A 16,856-nucleotide genomic window follows, 5' to 3' on the forward strand; every position below is an offset into this window, starting at 1 on the left:
GCTCGTGAGCAGGGGGTTCCCGGCGTGTGCACGGGGATCGCGGCGCGGGCCGCGTTGATGCCGTTTCGCGAGTCGGGCCCCGGGCTCGGTACGATCCCCTGTGTATTGCGCGCGTGGCCAGATCATCGCGTGCCCCCTTCAGGCAGGAGAGTCCGGTGTCAGACGTCCGTGTGATCATCCAACGCGATTCCGAGCGGGAAGAGCGCGTGGTGACGACGGGCACTACGGCCGCCGAGCTCTTCGCCGGCGAGCGCACCATCGTCGCCGCCCGTGTGGCCGGCGAGCTGAAGGACCTCGCGTACGCCGTGCGGGACGGCGAGGAGGTCGAGCCCGTCGAGATCTCCTCCGAGGACGGCCTGGCCATCCTGCGCCACTCCACCGCCCACGTGATGGCGCAGGCCGTGCAGGAGCTGTTCCCCGACGCCAAGCTGGGCATCGGCCCGCCGGTCAAGGACGGTTTCTACTACGACTTCGACGTGGAGAAGCCCTTCACGCCCGAGGATCTCAAGGCCATCGAGAAGAAGATGCAGGAGATCCAGAAGCGCGGGCAGCGCTTCTCGCGCCGTGTCGTCACCGACGCGGCCGCCCGCGAGGAGCTGGCCGACGAGCCGTACAAGCTGGAGCTCATCGGCATCAAGGGCTCCGCGTCCACCGACGACGGTGCGAATGTCGAGGTGGGCGGCGGCGAGCTGACCATCTACGACAACCTCGACGCCAAGACCGGTGACCTGTGCTGGAAGGACCTCTGCCGCGGTCCCCACCTGCCCACCACCCGCAACATCCCCGCGTTCAAGCTGATGCGGAACGCGGCGGCGTACTGGCGCGGCAGCGAGAAGAACCCGATGCTCCAGCGCATCTACGGCACCGCCTGGCCGTCGAAGGACGAGCTGAAGGCGCACCTGGAGTTCCTCGCCGAGGCCGAGAAGCGCGACCACCGCAAGCTGGGCAACGAGCTGGACCTGTTCTCCATCCCCGACCAGATCGGTTCCGGTCTGGCCGTCTTCCACCCCAAGGGCGGCATCATCCGCCGGGTCATGGAGGACTACTCGCGCCGCCGGCACGAGGAGGAGGGCTACGAGTTCGTCTACACCCCCCACGCCACGAAGGGGAAGCTCTTCGAGACCTCGGGCCACCTGGACTGGTACGCCGACGGCATGTACCCGCCCATGCAGCTCGACGAGGGCGTGGACTACTACCTCAAGCCCATGAACTGCCCGATGCACAACCTGATCTTCGATGCGCGCGGGCGTTCCTACCGTGAACTGCCGCTGCGCCTCTTCGAGTTCGGCACCGTGTACCGGTACGAGAAGTCGGGCGTCGTGCACGGCCTCACCCGCGCCCGCGGCTTCACGCAGGACGACGCGCACATCTACTGCACCAAGGAGCAGATGGCGGAGGAGCTCGACAAGACGCTCACCTTCGTCCTCGGCCTGCTGCGCGACTACGGCCTCACCGACTTCTACCTGGAGCTGTCCACCAAGGACCCGGAGAAGTTCGTCGGCTCGGACGAGGTCTGGGAAGAGGCCACCGAGACGCTGCGCCAGGTCGCCGAGAAGCAGGGCCTCCCGCTGGTCCCGGACCCGGGCGGCGCCGCGTTCTACGGCCCGAAGATCTCCGTCCAGGCGAAGGACGCCATCGGCCGCACCTGGCAGATGTCGACCGTGCAGCTCGACTTCAACCTGCCGGAGCGCTTCAACCTGGAGTACACCGGCCCCGACGGCACCAAGCAGCGCCCGGTCATGATCCACCGTGCGCTGTTCGGCTCCATCGAGCGGTTCTTCGCGGTGCTCCTCGAGCACTACGCGGGTGCCTTCCCGGCCTGGCTCGCGCCGGTGCAGGCGGTCGGCATCCCGATCGGCGACGCGCACATCCCGTACCTCGAGGAGTTCGCGGCCAAGGCGAAGCGGAAGGGGCTGCGCGTCGACGTGGACTCTTCGTCGGACCGTATGCAGAAGAAGATCAGGAACGCGCAGAAGCAGAAGGTGCCGTTCATGATCATCGCGGGCGACGAGGACATGGCGGCCGGCGCCGTCTCCTTCCGCTACCGCGACGGCTCGCAGGAGAACGGCATCCCCGTCGACGAGGCGATCGAGAAGATCGTCAAGGTCGTCGAGGAGCGCGTGCAGGTCTGACGCCCGCCGCTGACGGCAGCGACGTACGACATCAAGAGGCCCCCGGGAATTCTCCCGGGGGCCTCTCGTCGTCGTCGCGCCGGAACACCTGGAACATCCAGGACGAGAACGAGCCCGTGATCGCTCCGAGCAGCGCCAGACCGCACGCCATCAGCGCCACCGCCACCAGACGCCCGAGTGGGGTCACCGGCACCACGTCCCCGTATCCGACCGTCGCCAGCGTCGAGCAGGCCCACCACACGGAGTCCCCGAAGGTACGGATCGTGGCGTGCGGCTGCCCGCGCTCGACCTGGTACACGGCCAGCGCCGCCGCGAATCCGAGCAGCGTGGCGGACATCCCGGCGTACGTCGCCACGCGCGCGTGCAGGCTGAGCCGCGGTTGTTCGTGCCGCCGCCGCACGGCGTCGTAGGTCCGCACGACCTGCAGTGGGCGCAGCAGCGGCAGCGCCACGACCACCGCGTCCAGCCAGTGGTGGCGCACGAACGAGAGCCCCTTGCCGCTGTGGCGCCATCGGATGGCGAAGTCCAGCACGAAGACGGCCCAGGCGGCGGAGGTCACCGCGAGACACGCGTCGCGCACCGCGTCCGGGAGCCCGCGCCCCAGGACTCTGACCGCGTACGACGCGAGGAACAGCAGGGCCGCCAGCGTCAGCGGGGTCTCCATCCGGTGCTCCCACGGCGTGCGCCGTCTCTCGTCCATCGGTCAAGGATCACGGGCGGGGGCCGGGACCTGCCCCGCCGACACGCTCCGAACGGGCGAAGCCATATGCTGCATCTCATGACGAGTGAGCCGGAGCAGCACACGGGGCCGGTGGGTGAGCCGGACGGGTTCGGGCGCCTTTGGACGCCGCACCGGATGGCCTACATTCAGGGGGAGAACAAGCCGACCGGACCGGGAGCCGACGACGGCTGTCCGTTCTGCGCCGCACCCGGCATGACCGACGAGGAAGCGCTGATCGTGGCGCGCGGCGCGAGCGTCTACGCGATCCTCAACCTCTATCCGTACAACGGCGGCCACTTGATGGTGCTGCCGTACCGGCACGTCGCCGACTACACGGATCTGGACGACGGCGAGACCGCCGAGCTGGCCCTCTTCACCAAGCGCGCGATGGCCGCGCTGCGCACCGCGTCCGGGGCGCACGGCTTCAACATCGGCATGAACCAGGGCGCGGTGGCGGGGGCCGGTATCGCCGCGCACCTGCACCAGCACATCGTTCCGCGCTGGGGCGGCGACACCAATTTCATGCCCGTGGTGGGTCACACCAAGGTGCTGCCGCAGCTGCTCGGCGACACCAGGACCGCGCTGGCCAAGGCCTGGCCGGACGCCGGCTGAGCCGATCGTGACCGGCCGGCCGGGCGCTTACGTCCCGGGCCGGCCGCGCCCGGCTACGCGTCGTACACGTCGGCTGTCGTGGGCGTCGGGGCCTGGACCAGGTTGCTGAGGAACGACGAGCGCGTACCGAACTTCTCCGCGTCCACGCCGTTCTCCTCAAGCACCTTGATCGCCGCCGCGTGCACCACGCGCAGGACCGGGGTGGCTGTGCGCAGTGCGTCGTCCGCCATGAAGCGGTGCCGCCACGGCTTGTCCGCCCAGGCGTGCCGCAGTCCGAAGGGCTCGGGCAGGATCAGCTTGCCGCCGATGAAGTCCAGGAGCGGCGGGTACCAGGTGAAGGGCGCGCGCACCGCGAGGCGGACCACCTCGTCGGGCTCGATGAGGGGGAGCTTCTTCTCCACCGTCTCCCAGAACTTGATGGCCTTGGCGACTTCCTTCGTCTTCGGCTCGGGCTTCGTCGTGAACAGGGAGTGCACCGGGCCGAGCGCATGGCCCGTGATCTCGATGCGCAGCGTCTCGTGCAGCACCGTCACCGTGATCAGCATCGTGATGACCAACTGGCCGTCCCAGAGCGTGAACTGCACGCCCAGGTAGTGGCGGTCGCCGCTGCCGAACTGCTGCTCGTTGCAGATCCGCTGTATCTCGTGGTTCTTGATCTGGAAGGCCTCGACGTCGGTGCCGCTGGGGCGGGCCACCTTCTTCGCGTTCTCCCCGATCGGCGAGACGATCCAGTGCTTGATCGACGGCGTCGGGAATCCGCCCGTGTGCAGCGGGCCGCGCTCCAGGAGCCGCAGCTTGTCGTGGACCGCCCGTATGACGTCCCAGCTGCGGAACGGGTGGATCTCCGCGCCCTCGTCGCGGGGAATCAGCTCCTCGGCGAGCTGCCAGCTGCCCCAGCGGGTGCCCATGCCGAGGATGCCCTTGGGGCCCGCGTAGAACACTGCGTTCGACTGCTGCTCGGCGGTCAGCTTGGCGAGGCTCTGGCGCAGCCGCTCGGCGGCCGTCTCGCCGGGGCTGCCGGGCACCGCCTCGGGGATCTTGGCGCCGATGCCGCCGCCCGCGAGCAGGCTGTCCCAGCGCTCCCGCATGTCCTGTGCCGTGCGCTCGCAGATCTGCCGGGCCCACAGCCAGCCGACCACGGGCGCCACGATCGCCGCCCGCAGATACCAGGCCCAGAAGCCGGTGAACGGCAGCCGGACCAGGAAGATCACGGCGACGGCCGCGACCGCCACCATCAGCGCCGTGAACAGGGCGGCCGTGCGCTTGTTCGCGTGTTTGCCGATCATGCGGCGGATCTGGAAGACGAGCAGCCACGCGATCAGGCCGGGCAGGAAGAGCAGGCCGCACAGCGCCGTCACGGCCGTCAGCCAGCTGTCCCGCTGCTTACGGATCCGGTTCGCCGCGAGACAGTGCTCGACGACGACCTGCGGCTCGGTGCCGAAGGACTGGATGAGCGGCTTGCGGGCGCCGCCGAGCAGCCGGCCCTGGACGGCCCGCGAGAACGCCTCGCCCAGATTCGGCGCGGCCAGCGACCAAATGCCCTTCTTCACTTCGGACTTGTGCCACTCGCTGTTGGCGGCGAGCAGATCGTCCACCTTCGCGTCCCGGTACGCCGCCGAAGCGAGGGCGTACGTGGCCGCGGTCTGGCCCGCGGAGCCGTGCAGCGGCACCTGCGCTCCGGGCCTGAAGTCGAATACGTCGTCCGCCACTGCCGCCCCCATCGCCGCGCGCCTTCGCTCCTGCGGCTTTCCCGACTTCCTTGCCCCGCACACCTGTTGATCAGGTCATCGGCTTGATCAGGTCATCAGCGTATCCGGGCACACCGACATCTGTCAGAGGACGGCCGAAGCCGCCCGCCCGGAAGGGGACCGGGCGGGCGGCCTGGCCGTCGGGTGGCCGGGGGACGGTCAACTACGAGACGCCCTGCGCCTGTTCGCGCATCCTGTCGCCCAGTTGCGAAGGCATCGGCTCGTGCCGCGCGTACGCCCGGCTGAAGCGCCCCGTGCCGTGCGACAGCGACCGCAGGTCCACCGCGTACCGGCCGATCTCGATCTCCGGGATCTCGGCACGTACGAGTGTGCGAGACCCCGGCGTCTGTTCCGTGCCGACCACACGGCCGCGCCGCCCCGACAGGTCGCTCATCACCGCGCCCACGTAGTCGTCCGCGACGAGCACCTGCACCTCGGCGACCGGCTCCAGGAGATGGATCTTCGCGTCCGCCGCCGCCTCCCGCAGCGCCAGCGCGCCCGCCGTCTGGAACGCCGCGTCGGAGGAGTCCACCGAGTGCGCCTTGCCGTCGAGCAGCGTGATCCGCACATCGATGAGGGGATAGCCCGCGGCCACGCCCTTCGCGGCCTGTGTCCGTACGCCCTTCTCCACGGACGGGATGAACTGCCGCGGCACCGCGCCGCCGACGACCTTGTCCACGAACTCGATGCCGGAGCCGTTCGGCAGCGGCTCCACCTCGATCTCGCAGATCGCGAACTGCCCGTGCCCGCCGGACTGCTTCACATGGCGCCCGCGCCCTGCCGACCTGTCGGCGAACGTCTCCCGCAGCGAGACCTTGTGGGGGACGACGTCGACCTGGACGCCGTACCGGTTGCGCAGCCGCTCCAGGGCGACGTCCGCGTGCGCCTCACCGAGGCACCACAGGACGACCTGGTGGGTGGCCTGGTTCTGTTCGAGCCGCATCGTCGGGTCCTCGGCGACCAGCCGGGACAGGCCCTGCGAGAGCTTGTCCTCGTCCGGTTTGCTGTGTGCCTGGATCGCCAGCGGCAGCAGTGGGTCCGGCATGTCCCACGGCTCCATGAGGAGCGGGTCGTCCTTGGCGGAGAGGGTGTCGCCGGTCTCCGCCCTGCCGAGCTTGGCCACGCACGCCATGTCACCGGCGATGCAGTGGGAGAGCACGCGCTGCTGTTTCCCGAAAGGCGACGTGAGGGCGCCGATGCGTTCGTCGATGTCGTGGTCCTCGTGGCCGCGATCGGCGAGGCCGTGCCCCGACACATGCACCGTGTCGTCGGGTCGCAGGGTTCCGGAGAAGACCCGTACCAGCGAGATCCGGCCCACGTACGGATCGGACGCCGTCTTCACCACCTCGGCGACCAGGGGGCCGTCCGGATCGCAGACGTTCACCGTGCGCGCGGCGCCCGACGGGGTGGTGACCACGGGGGCCGCGCGCTCCAGGGGAGTGGGGAAGCCGCCCGTGATGAGTTCGAGCAGCTCGACCGTGCCGATGCCCTGGCGGGCGCCCGGAGCGGCGGGGGCCGCGGCGAGCACCGGGTGGAAGACACCGCGCGCGACGGCCCGCTCCAGGTCACCGACCAGCGTCTTGTAGTCGATCTCCTCGCCGCTCAGATAGCGGTCCATGAGGGTCTCGTCCTCGCTCTCGGCGATGATCCCCTCGATCAGACGGTTGCGTGCCTCCTCGATGAGCGGCAGTTGATCGGGGTCCGGCTCCGACTCCTTGCGCTCGCCCGACGCGTAGTCGAACACGCGCTGCGACAGGAGGCCGACGAGGCCGGTGACCGGCGCGTGCCCGTCGGGCCCCGGCTCGCCGTGCAGGGGCAGGTAGAGCGGGATGACGGCGTCCGGGTCGTCGCCGCCGAAGAACGTCTCACAGGTCCGCGTCATCTGTTCGAAGTCGGAACGCGCCGCCTCCAGATGCGTCACCACGATGGCGCGCGGCATGCCGACCGCCGCGCACTCCTCCCACACCATGCGCGTCGCGCCCGCCATGGTCTCGGGCCCGTCGGACGCCGAGACGACGAAGAGGGCCGCATCCGCTGCCCGCAGACCGGCCCTCAGCTCCCCGACGAAATCCGCGTATCCCGGGGTGTCCAGAAGATTGATCTTGTACCCGTCCCATTCGAGGGGCACCAGGGAGAGCTGTACCGACCGCTGCTGCCGGTGCTCGATCTCGTCGTAGTCGGAAACGGCGGTCCCGTCCTCCACCCGGCCCGCCCTGTTCACCGCCCCCGCGGTCAGTGCGAGAGCCTCCACCAACGTCGTCTTGCCCGATCCGCTGTGGCCGACCAGCACCACATTCCTCACGGACGCGGGGTGGTCGGCCGCCGTAGCCCTGCCGGCGGCTCCGGTGTGTGTGTTCGCCTTGTCGCCCATGCCTTGCCTCCCGGTTACTTGCACGGTGAGGTGGCACCCCTGCTGAAGAGGGGGTCCCATTGGGCGCGGACACGCGGGACCCGCGATGGCGGCTCCGACGACGCCCGCGGTGTCTTCGAGCTTTCCACTCGCGTCACGGTGCGTCCATACGTCGTACGTGATCCCCCGGGGCACGCGGGTGCCCGTAGGTCGTCCACGCGCGCGCGTGACTACGATGGGCCAGCCGGTGGCCAGCAGGGCCGCGCGGCCATCCGACCCTCGGGAAGGCCATGCTGAACAAGTACGCGCGTGCATTCTTCACGCGTGTCCTCACACCGTTCGCCGCGTTTCTCATCCGTCGCGGGGTCAGCCCCGACGCGGTCACGCTCCTCGGTACGGCCGGGGTCGTGGCGGGCGCGCTGGTCTTCTTCCCCCGCGGGGAGTTCTTCTGGGGCACGATCGTCATCACGCTGTTCGTGTTCTCGGACCTCGTGGACGGCAACATGGCGCGCCAGCTCGGCCGCACCAGCCGCTGGGGCGCATTCCTCGACTCCACGCTCGACCGCGTCGCGGACGGCGCGATCTTCGGCGGCCTCGCCCTCTGGTACGCGGGATCCGGCGACGACAACATGCTGTGCGCCGTCTCCATCTTCTGCCTCGCCAGCGGCCAGGTCGTGTCGTACACCAAGGCCCGCGGTGAGGCCATCGGCCTGCCCGTCGCGGTCAACGGCCTGGTGGAGCGCGCCGAGCGGCTCGTGATCACTCTCGTCGCCGCCGGCCTAGCGGGGCTGCACACGTTCGGTGTGCCCGGCATCCAGGTCCTGCTGCCGATCGCCCTGTGGGCCGTCGCCGCGGGCAGCCTCGTGACGCTGATCCAGCGGATGGTGACCGTCCGCAGGGAGTCGGCCGAGGCCGACGCGGAGGCCGCCGCCGAGGCCTCCCAGGAGAGCGGGGCCGCATCGTGAGCAACGCGCGCGAACGACTCATCGACGCCCTCTACGGAGCGGGCTGGAGCACGGTCAAGAAGCTCCCCGAGCCCGTCGCGCTCCGCCTGGGCCGCACCATCGCCGACCTCACGTGGAGGCGGCGCGGCAAGAGCGTCCTGCGCCTGGAGTCCAACCTCGCGCGCGTGGTGCCCGACGCTTCCCCGGAGCGCCTCAAGCAGCTCTCCAAGGCGGGCATGCGCTCGTACCTGCGGTACTGGATGGAGTCGTTCCGGCTGCCCTCCTGGAGCGCGGACCGGGTCAGGAACGGCTTCGACATCGAAGACGTCCACCACCTCACCGACGGCCTCGCCTCCGACAGGGGCGTCATCCTCGCCCTGCCCCACCTGGGCAACTGGGACCTCGCGGGCGCCTGGGTCACCACCGAGCTGGAGACCCCGTTCACGACGGTCGCCGAGCGACTCAAGCCCGAGACCCTCTACGACCGCTTCGTGGCCTACCGCGAGAGCCTCGGCATGGAGGTCCTGCCGCACGAGGGCGGATCCGCCTTCGGCACGCTCGCGCGCCGGCTGCGCGCCGGCGGCCTGGTCTGCCTGGTCGCCGACCGCGATCTGTCCGAGTCCGGCGTCGAGGTGAAGTTCTTCGGCGACACCGCGCGCATGCCCGCGGGCCCGGCGATACTCGCCCAGCAGACCGGCGCCCTGCTCCTCCCGGTCACCCTCTGGTACGACGAGTCGCCCGTCATGCACGGACGCATCCACGCCCCCATCGAGGTGCCCGAGACAGGCACCCGCGCCGAAAAGACGTCTGTCATGACGCAGGCGCTGGCCGACTCCTTCGCCACAGGGATCGCCGACCACCCGGAGGACTGGCACATGCTGCAGCGCTTGTGGCTCGCTGACCTCGAGGAGCGCCGACCGTGAAGATCGGCATCGTCTGCCCGTACTCCTGGGACGTGCCGGGCGGCGTCCAGTTCCACATCCGCGACCTCGCGGAACACCTCATCGCCCTGGGGCACCAGGTGTCCGTCCTCGCCCCGGCCGACGACGAGACCCCGCTGCCGCCGTACGTCGTCTCGGCGGGCCGGGCCGTCCCCGTGCCCTACAACGGCTCGGTCGCCCGGCTCAACTTCGGCTTCCTGAGCGCCGCGCGCGTGCGCCGGTGGCTGCACGACGGCACGTTCGACGTGATCCACATCCATGAGCCGGCCTCGCCCTCGCTGGGGCTGCTCTCCTGCTGGGCCGCGCAGGGCCCGATCGTCGCCACCTTCCACACGTCGAACCCGCGGTCCCGCGCCATGATCGCCGCGTATCCGATCCTCCAGCCCGCGCTGGAGAAGATCAGCGCGCGGATCGCGGTGAGCGAGTACGCGCGCCGCACGCTCGTGGAGCACCTCGGCGGGGACGCCGTCGTCATCCCGAACGGCGTCGACGTGGACTTCTTCGCCCGCGCCGAGCCCAAGGCCGAGTGGCAGGGAGGCACCATCGGCTTCATCGGGCGCATCGACGAGCCCCGCAAGGGTCTTCCCGTACTGATGAAGGCCCTGCCGAGGATCCTTGCCGAGCGGCCCGGGACCCGGCTGCTCGTGGCCGGACGCGGTGACGAGGAGGAGGCCGTCGAGAGCCTGCCCGCCGAGATGCGCGAACAGGTCGTGTTCCTCGGCATGGTCAGCGACGAGGACAAGGCCCGGCTGCTGCGCAGCGTCGACGTGTACGTGGCCCCCAACACCGGCGGCGAGAGCTTCGGCATCATCCTGGTCGAGGCCATGTCGGCGGGCGCGCCCGTCCTGGCCTCCGATCTCGACGCGTTCGCCCAGGTCCTCGACCAGGGCGGCGCGGGGGAGCTGTTCGCCAACGAGGACGCGAACGCTCTGGCGGACTCGGCCGTCCGGCTCCTGGGCGACGCCGGCCGGCGCGAGGAGCTGCGCGAGCGCGGCAGCAAGCACGTGCGGCGCTTCGACTGGTCGACCGTGGGGGCGGACATCCTGTCCGTGTACGAGACGGTGACCACGGGCGCGGCGGCCGTGGCCACCGACGAACGCAGCGGACTGCGGGCCCGGTTCGGGCTCGCCCGCGACTGACGGGACGTACCGGCGCGCCACGCGCACAAACCGGTACGTCCCCTCCCGTCCCGCACGCGGCTGATCGCCCGTGCGGTGCACGGCTGTAGCCTTTGCGCCCGTGACCTCCACTTTGATCTGGATCGCGGTCTTCCTCATCGCGGTCGGCCTCTACCTGAGCTGGACAGCGGGCCGTCTCGACCGGCTGCACGCCCGGATCGACGCGGCCCGCGCCGCCCTCGACGCCCAACTGCTGCGCCGCGCCTCGGTGGCACAGGAGCTGGCCACCTCCGGAGTGCTCGACCCCGCCGCCTCGATCGTCCTGTACGAGGCCGCGCACGCGGCGCGGCAGGCTGAGGAGGACCACCGTGAGGTCGCCGAGAGCGAGCTGAGCCAGGCGCTGCGCGCCGTGTTCGGCGAGGCCGGGCAGATGGAGGCGGTGCGCGCCGCCCCGGGCGGCCCCGACGCGGCCGAGGAGCTCGCTCAGGCCGTCCGCAGGGTGCCCATGGCCCGGCGCTTCCACAACGACGCCGTACGGGCCGCACGCGCCCTGCGCAGGCACCGCACGGTGCGCTGGTTCCGGCTCGCGGGCCACGCGCCGTTCCCCCTGGCCTTCGAGATGGACGACGAACCGCCCGTCGCGCTCGCCGACCGGCCCACCACATGAGCGCTCGACGGGCCCGCCACGTATGGCGGCCGACCGGTCCACCACGTAAGACGTGGTCACCAGGCGCGTTTCGCGAAGAATGAGCCACCGGTCGGACATTGGCCCTTGATGTGGACTGGTCGCGGGGCGTTTCCTCTGTGGAGTAGCAATCCCCCTTTTTCCACCGAGCGAGGTCACCCGTGTCCAGCACCCCCCAGTCCGTCGAAACCACCGGCACCGCACGAGTGAAGCGCGGCATGGCCGAGCAGCTCAAGGGCGGCGTGATCATGGACGTCGTCAACGCCGAGCAGGCGAAGATCGCCGAGGACGCCGGCGCGGTGGCCGTCATGGCGCTGGAGCGGGTGCCGGCCGACATCCGCAAGGACGGCGGCGTGGCCCGGATGTCCGACCCGAACATGATCGAAGAGATCATCGAGGCCGTTTCCATCCCGGTCATGGCCAAGTCGCGCATCGGTCACTTCGTCGAGGCCCAGGTCCTGCAGTCGCTCGGCGTCGACTACATCGACGAGTCCGAGGTGCTGACCCCGGCCGACGAGGTCAACCACAGCGACAAGTTCGCGTTCACGACCCCCTTCGTGTGCGGCGCCACCAACCTGGGCGAGGCCCTGCGCCGCATCGCCGAGGGCGCGGCCATGATCCGCTCGAAGGGCGAGGCCGGCACCGGCAACGTCGTCGAGGCCGTCCGCCACCTGCGCCAGATCAAGAACGAGATCGCCAGGCTGCGCGGCTTCGACAACAACGAGCTGTACGCCGCCGCCAAGGAGCTGCGCGCCCCCTACGAGCTCGTCAAGGAGGTCTCCGAGCTCGGCAAGCTGCCGGTGGTGCTGTTCTCCGCCGGTGGTGTCGCCACGCCCGCCGACGCCGCCCTGATGCGTCAGCTCGGCGCCGAGGGTGTCTTCGTCGGCTCCGGCATCTTCAAGTCCGGCGACCCCGCCAAGCGCGCCGCCGCCATCGTGAAGGCCACCACCTTCTACGACGACCCCAAGATCATCGCGGACGCCTCCCGCAACCTGGGCGAGGCCATGGTCGGCATCAACTGCGACACCCTCCCCGAGACCGAGCGCTACGCGAACCGGGGCTGGTAATGACCTCTCCCGTAGTGGGCGTCCTTGCGCTCCAGGGCGACGTACGGGAGCACCTCGTCGCCCTGGCCACGGCGGACGCCGTGGCCAGGCCCGTGCGGCGGCCCGAGGAACTCGCCGAGGTGGACGGCATCGTCCTGCCCGGCGGGGAGTCGACCACCATCTCCAAGCTGGCCGTCCTGTTCGGGCTCATGGAGCCTCTTCGCGCGCGTGTGCGTGAAGGCATGCCGGTGTACGGCACCTGTGCGGGCATGATCCTTCTCGCCGACAAGATTCTCGACCCGCGTTCGGGCCAGGAGACGATCGGCGGGATCGACATGATCGTGCGCCGCAACGCCTTCGGACGTCAGAACGAGTCCTTCGAGGCGGCGGTCGACGTACGCGGAGTGGAGGGCGACCCCGTGGAGGGCGTCTTCATCCGCGCCCCCTGGGTCGAGTCGGTGGGTGCCCGTGCCGAGGTACTCGCGGAGTACGACGGGCACATAGTCGCTGTACGGCAGGAAAACGCCCTCGCCACGTCCTTCCATCCGGAGTTGACCGGCGACCACAGGATGCACGCACTGTTCGTCGACATGGTTCGGGCGAAGCTGGCGGCCGGGTCCTTGTAGGATCTCGGGGGGTCCCCCGGCCCTTGAGGCCAGGGGGAGTTCGTACTGGGTTGGTTACGCGAAGGAGACAGGCAGATGTCCGGCCACTCTAAATGGGCTACGACGAAGCACAAGAAGGCCGTGATCGACGCCAAGCGCGGCAAGCTCTTCGCGAAGATGATCAAGAACATCGAGGTCGCTGCCCGCACGGGCGGCTCCGACGTGTCCGGCAACCCGACGCTCTTCGACGCCATCCAGAAGGCCAAGAAGAGCTCGGTCCCTAACAAGAACATCGACTCCGCGGTCAAGCGCGGTGCCGGGCTCGAGGCCGGTGGCGCCGACTACGAGACGATCATGTACGAGGGCTACGGTCCCAACGGCGTCGCGGTGCTCATCGAGTGCCTCACCGACAACCGCAACCGTGCCGCGTCCGACGTGCGTGTCGCCATGACCCGCAACGGCGGCAACATGGCCGACCCCGGCTCCGTCTCGTACCTGTTCAACCGCAAGGGTGTCGTGATCGTCCCCAAGGGTGAGCTGTCCGAGGACGACGTCCTCGGTGCGGTGCTCGACGCGGGCGCCGAAGAGGTCAACGACCTCGGTGAGTCCTTCGAGGTGCTCAGCGAGGCCACCGACCTGGTCGCGGTGCGCACCGCGCTCCAGGAGGCCGGCATCGACTACGACTCGGCCGACGCCAACTTCGTCCCGACCATGCAGGTCGAGCTGGACGAGGAGGGCGCGCGCAAGATCTTCAAGCTCATCGACGCGCTCGAGGACAGCGACGACGTGCAGAACGTCTTCGCCAACTTCGACGTGAGCGACGAGGTCATGGAGAAGGTCGACGCCTGACACGCAGGCAGCGCACGGGCCGACGGGACACACGCCCCGTCGGCCCGTCGCATTGTCAGCGGTACCCGATAGCCTGCACAAACTGGCTATCGAAGGAGGGGCGGGGTGCGCGTACTCGGCGTGGACCCGGGGTTGACCCGGTGCGGTGTCGGCGTGGTCGAGGGGGTCGCGGGGCGGCCCCTGACGATGCGTGGTGTCGGCGTCGTACGGACCCCGGCCGACGCGGAGTTGGGCCACCGCCTCGTCGCCATCGAGCAGGGCATCGAGCAGTGGCTCGACCAGTACAAGCCCGAATTCGTCGCCGTGGAGCGGGTGTTCAGCCAGCACAACGTGCGGACGGTCATGGGGACGGCTCAGGCGAGCGCGGTCGCCATGCTCTGCGCCAGCCGCCGCGGCATTCCCGTGGCCCTCCACACGCCCAGCGAGGTCAAGGCCGCCGTGACGGGCAGCGGACGGGCCGACAAGGCGCAGGTGGGCGCCATGGTGACACGCCTGCTGAGGCTGGACGCACCCCCCAAGCCCGCCGACGCGGCCGACGCCCTGGCCCTCGCCATCTGTCATATCTGGCGCGCCCCCGCGCAGAACAGACTCCAGCAGGCCGTCGCGCTGCACGCATCGAAACCCGCCACAGCACCGAAAGGCCGTATCGCATGATCGCCTTCGTCAGCGGCCCGGTGGCCGCCCTCGCCCCTGACACCGCGGTGGTCGAGGTCGGCGGCATCGGCATGGCCGTCCAGTGCACCCCCAACACGCTCTCGGGGCTCCGCATCGGCCAGCAGACCAAGCTCGCCACCTCCCTCGTCGTACGCGAGGACTCGCTCACGCTCTACGGCTTCGCCGACGACGACGAGCGGCAGACCTTCGAGCTGCTCCAGACCGCCAGCGGCGTCGGGCCCCGGCTCGCGCAGGCCATGCTCGCCGTGCACAGCCCCGACGCCCTGCGCCGCGCGGTGGCCTCCGGCGACGAGAAGTCGCTCACCGCCGTGCCCGGCATCGGCAAGAAGGGCGCCCAGAAGCTGCTCATCGAACTCAAGGACCGGCTCGGCGCGCCCCTCGGCACCGGCACGGGCGTGGGCGCCCCCGTGACCTCCGGCTGGCGCGACCAGCTGCACGCCGCGCTCATCGGGCTCGGCTACGCCACCCGCGAGGCCGACGAGGCCATCGAGGCGGTCGCCCCGCAGGCCGAGGCGGAGGGCGGTACGCCGCAGGTCGGCAAGCTCCTCAAGGCCGCGCTCCAGACGCTGAACCGCACCCGCTGACCGGGCCGCGCCCGCTCCCCGCCCGAACCACCACCACCGCGAGGCACACCTCATGAACTGGGACGACACGACCGACGCGACGCCCGACACCGAGCGGCTCGTGGGCTCTGTCGCCGACCACGAGGACCAGGCGGTCGAGGCCGCCCTGCGCCCCAAGGACCTGGGCGAGTTCATCGGCCAGGAGAAGGTCCGCGAACAGCTCGACCTGGTCCTCAGGGCGGCACGCGCGCGTGGCGCCACCGCCGACCACGTCCTGCTCTCCGGAGCGCCCGGCCTCGGCAAGACCACGCTCTCCATGATCATCGCGGCCGAGATGGGCGCCCCCATCCGGATCACCAGCGGCCCGGCCATCCAGCACGCCGGCGACCTGGCCGCCATCCTCTCGTCCCTCCAGGAGGGCGAGGTCCTCTTCCTCGACGAGATCCACCGCATGTCCCGCCCCGCCGAAGAAATGCTCTACATGGCGATGGAGGACTACCGGGTCGACGTCATCGTCGGCAAGGGCCCCGGCGCCACGGCCATTCCGCTGGAACTGCCCCCGTTCACCCTCGTCGGTGCCACCACCCGCGCGGGCCTGCTGCCCCCGCCGCTGCGCGACCGCTTCGGCTTCACGGCGCACATGGAGTTCTACGAGCCGGCCGAGCTGGAGCGCGTCATCCACCGCTCCGCGAACCTCCTCGAGGTGGAGATCGACGCCCAGGGCGCCGCCGAGATCGCCGGCCGGTCCCGAGGCACCCCCCGTATCGCCAACCGACTGCTGCGCCGGGTCCGTGACTACGCGCAGGTCAAGGCCGACGGGCACATCACCCGTGACATCGCCGGGGTGGCCCTCGGCGTCTACGAGGTGGACGGTCGTGGCCTCGACCGGCTCGACCGCGCCGTCCTCGAAGCGCTGATCAAGCTCTTCGGCGGCGGCCCCGTCGGCCTCTCCACCCTCGCGGTCGCCGTGGGGGAGGAGCGCGAGACGGTCGAGGAGGTCGCCGAACCCTTCCTCGTACGCGAAGGCCTGCTGGCCCGTACTCCGCGCGGGCGGGTCGCCACCCCCGCGGCCTGGGCGCATCTCGGCCTCACGCCGCCCCAGCAGATAAGAGGCACAAGCGGACAACAGGACCTGTTCGGGACCTGATCGCGCAGCGTAGTCGTGAGGTCAGGAACCCCGGTGCCATGTCGAGCGTTGTTCCTTGAGCGTGGACTCGCTTAGACTCCGCCGATGCCGCCCTTGTGGACGGCGTGCCCACCCCCATCCAACAGGCCGCTTACGTGCGCGGTCGTGCGAAGGAATTTCCGTCCCGTGAATATCGTGACCCTCCTCCCGTTCATCGTGCTCATCGGGGCCATGTTCCTGATGACCCGCTCCGCCAAGAAGAAGCAGCAGGCGGCAGGCCAGATGCGGGACCAGATGCAGCCCGGTTCCGGCGTCCGCACGATCGGGGGCATGTACGCCACCGTCAAGGAGGTCCACGACGAGATGGTCCTTCTGGAGGTGGCCCCCGGCGTCCACGCCGTCTACGCGAAGAACTCGATCGGCGCCGTCCTCGGCGACGACGAGTACAACCGCATCGTCCACGGCACCGAGAGTGATGACAACGATGACCACGACGCCCTCGGCGCCGATGGTGCGATCGTGCCGGACGACGCTTCCTCCCTCACCGAGACCGACGAGCCCGCCGGCGCTTCCGACGACTCGCGCATCGACCTCGGCAAGAAGGACGAGGCTGCTGCCACTGACGCAGCCCCCGAGGCCGACGGCGCCGAGCCGAAGAAGACCGACGGCGAGTCCGACGCGAAGTAGTCACGCCCCCAGGACCGCGCGCGCCCGCTCGCGCTCCGCGGTCCCGGACGTGTG

The 16,856-nt window shown here is 70.2% G+C and carries 16 protein-coding genes; 13 read left to right on the forward strand and 3 right to left on the reverse strand.

Features of this window, described 5'->3' with window-relative positions:
• Positions 1-155: 155 nt before the first annotated feature.
• Entirely contained in the window at positions 156-2,132 is a 1,977-nt protein-coding gene (gene thrS / locus OG456_RS30285) for a threonine--tRNA ligase (RefSeq protein WP_266566492.1), read from the forward strand.
• A gap of 31 nt (positions 2,133-2,163) precedes the next feature.
• Here thrS and OG456_RS30290 read toward each other — a convergent pair whose 3' ends face one another.
• The gene (locus OG456_RS30290) at positions 2,164-2,832 is read right to left on the reverse strand and encodes a potassium channel family protein (protein WP_266566494.1); all 669 of its coding nucleotides are present in this window, start codon (positions 2,830-2,832) and stop codon (positions 2,164-2,166) included.
• A gap of 66 nt (positions 2,833-2,898) precedes the next feature.
• Between OG456_RS30290 and OG456_RS30295 the strand changes: the two genes are divergently transcribed.
• Positions 2,899-3,465 carry an HIT domain-containing protein gene (locus OG456_RS30295; RefSeq protein WP_266566496.1) on the forward strand — a complete coding sequence of 189 codons (567 nt, stop codon included), beginning with the start codon at positions 2,899-2,901 and terminating at the stop codon, positions 3,463-3,465.
• A 53-nt stretch (positions 3,466-3,518) separates the two neighbouring features.
• Here the strand turns inward: OG456_RS30295 and OG456_RS30300 are convergent, their stop codons facing one another.
• Positions 3,519-5,186 (reverse strand): hypothetical protein, encoded by a 1,668-nt coding sequence (locus tag OG456_RS30300; RefSeq protein WP_266566498.1) that lies wholly within the window; start codon positions 5,184-5,186, stop codon positions 3,519-3,521.
• Between the two features lie 190 nt (positions 5,187-5,376).
• The gene (locus OG456_RS30305; protein ID WP_266566500.1) at positions 5,377-7,584 is read right to left on the reverse strand and encodes an elongation factor G-like protein EF-G2; all 2,208 of its coding nucleotides are present in this window, start codon (positions 7,582-7,584) and stop codon (positions 5,377-5,379) included.
• 269 nt (positions 7,585-7,853) lie between these two features.
• Between OG456_RS30305 and pgsA the strand changes: the two genes are divergently transcribed.
• The 11 genes from pgsA to yajC all read left to right on the forward strand — a co-directional run bounded on the left by pgsA (position 7,854) and on the right by yajC (position 16,802).
• Positions 7,854-8,528 (forward strand): phosphatidylinositol phosphate synthase, encoded by a 675-nt coding sequence (gene pgsA / locus OG456_RS30310; protein WP_266566502.1) that lies wholly within the window; start codon positions 7,854-7,856, stop codon positions 8,526-8,528.
• Positions 8,525-9,430 carry a phosphatidylinositol mannoside acyltransferase gene (locus tag OG456_RS30315; RefSeq protein ID WP_266566503.1) on the forward strand — a complete coding sequence of 302 codons (906 nt, stop codon included), beginning with the start codon at positions 8,525-8,527 and terminating at the stop codon, positions 9,428-9,430. Before pgsA ends, OG456_RS30315 begins: the two co-directional genes overlap by 4 nt.
• Positions 9,427-10,587, forward strand: a complete 1,161-nt coding sequence (locus tag OG456_RS30320; RefSeq protein ID WP_266566504.1) for a glycosyltransferase family 4 protein — start codon at positions 9,427-9,429, stop codon at positions 10,585-10,587. The genes OG456_RS30315 and OG456_RS30320 overlap by 4 nt, the downstream gene beginning before the upstream one ends.
• 100 nt (positions 10,588-10,687) lie before the next feature.
• A complete protein-coding gene (locus OG456_RS30325) occupies positions 10,688-11,233 on the forward strand; it encodes a hypothetical protein (RefSeq protein ID WP_266566506.1) in 546 nt (181 codons plus the stop codon).
• A gap of 179 nt (positions 11,234-11,412) precedes the next feature.
• Positions 11,413-12,318, forward strand: a complete 906-nt coding sequence (pdxS, locus tag OG456_RS30330) for a pyridoxal 5'-phosphate synthase lyase subunit PdxS (RefSeq protein ID WP_266566508.1) — start codon at positions 11,413-11,415, stop codon at positions 12,316-12,318.
• Complete coding sequence (gene pdxT, locus OG456_RS30335) at positions 12,318-12,923, forward strand: pyridoxal 5'-phosphate synthase glutaminase subunit PdxT (protein ID WP_266566510.1); 606 nt, start codon at positions 12,318-12,320, stop codon at positions 12,921-12,923. Before pdxS ends, pdxT begins: the two co-directional genes overlap by 1 nt.
• Positions 12,924-12,998: 75 nt before the next feature.
• Entirely contained in the window at positions 12,999-13,751 is a 753-nt protein-coding gene (locus OG456_RS30340) for a YebC/PmpR family DNA-binding transcriptional regulator (RefSeq protein WP_266566512.1), read from the forward strand.
• A gap of 105 nt (positions 13,752-13,856) precedes the next feature.
• A complete protein-coding gene (ruvC, locus tag OG456_RS30345) occupies positions 13,857-14,405 on the forward strand; it encodes a crossover junction endodeoxyribonuclease RuvC (RefSeq protein ID WP_266566514.1) in 549 nt (182 codons plus the stop codon).
• Positions 14,402-15,010, forward strand: a complete 609-nt coding sequence (gene ruvA, locus OG456_RS30350) for a Holliday junction branch migration protein RuvA (protein ID WP_266566516.1) — start codon at positions 14,402-14,404, stop codon at positions 15,008-15,010. Before ruvC ends, ruvA begins: the two co-directional genes overlap by 4 nt.
• 52 nt (positions 15,011-15,062) lie before the next feature.
• Positions 15,063-16,136, forward strand: coding sequence for a Holliday junction branch migration DNA helicase RuvB (gene ruvB, locus OG456_RS30355; protein ID WP_266566518.1), 1,074 nt, complete (start codon positions 15,063-15,065; stop codon positions 16,134-16,136).
• A gap of 165 nt (positions 16,137-16,301) precedes the next feature.
• On the forward strand, positions 16,302-16,802 hold the full coding sequence (gene yajC, locus OG456_RS30360; RefSeq protein ID WP_266566520.1) for a preprotein translocase subunit YajC: 501 nt from the start codon (positions 16,302-16,304) through the stop codon (positions 16,800-16,802).
• The last annotated feature ends 54 nt before the right edge of the window (positions 16,803-16,856 follow it).

It is taken from the genome of Streptomyces sp. NBC_01446, from assembly GCF_026340095.1.
In the GTDB taxonomy this organism is placed as follows: domain Bacteria; phylum Actinomycetota; class Actinomycetes; order Streptomycetales; family Streptomycetaceae; genus Streptomyces; species Streptomyces aureus.

What these genes read in the sequence shown, in the direction of transcription:
- OG456_RS30290 (WP_266566494.1), bottom strand. Translation starts at nt 2,832, where the DNA reads ATGGACGAGAGACGGCGCACGCCGTGGGAGCACCGGATGGAGACCCCG.
- OG456_RS30295 (WP_266566496.1), top strand. Translation starts at nt 2,899, where the DNA reads ATGCTGCATCTCATGACGAGTGAGCCGGAGCAGCACACGGGGCCGGTG.
- OG456_RS30300 (WP_266566498.1), bottom strand. Translation starts at nt 5,186, where the DNA reads ATGGGGGCGGCAGTGGCGGACGACGTATTCGACTTCAGGCCCGGAGCG.
- OG456_RS30305 (WP_266566500.1), bottom strand. Translation starts at nt 7,584, where the DNA reads ATGGGCGACAAGGCGAACACACACACCGGAGCCGCCGGCAGGGCTACG.
- pgsA (WP_266566502.1), top strand. Translation starts at nt 7,854, where the DNA reads ATGCTGAACAAGTACGCGCGTGCATTCTTCACGCGTGTCCTCACACCG.
- pdxT (WP_266566510.1), top strand. Translation starts at nt 12,318, where the DNA reads ATGACCTCTCCCGTAGTGGGCGTCCTTGCGCTCCAGGGCGACGTACGG.
- OG456_RS30340 (WP_266566512.1), top strand. Translation starts at nt 12,999, where the DNA reads ATGTCCGGCCACTCTAAATGGGCTACGACGAAGCACAAGAAGGCCGTG.
- ruvA (WP_266566516.1), top strand. Translation starts at nt 14,402, where the DNA reads ATGATCGCCTTCGTCAGCGGCCCGGTGGCCGCCCTCGCCCCTGACACC.
- ruvB (WP_266566518.1), top strand. Translation starts at nt 15,063, where the DNA reads ATGAACTGGGACGACACGACCGACGCGACGCCCGACACCGAGCGGCTC.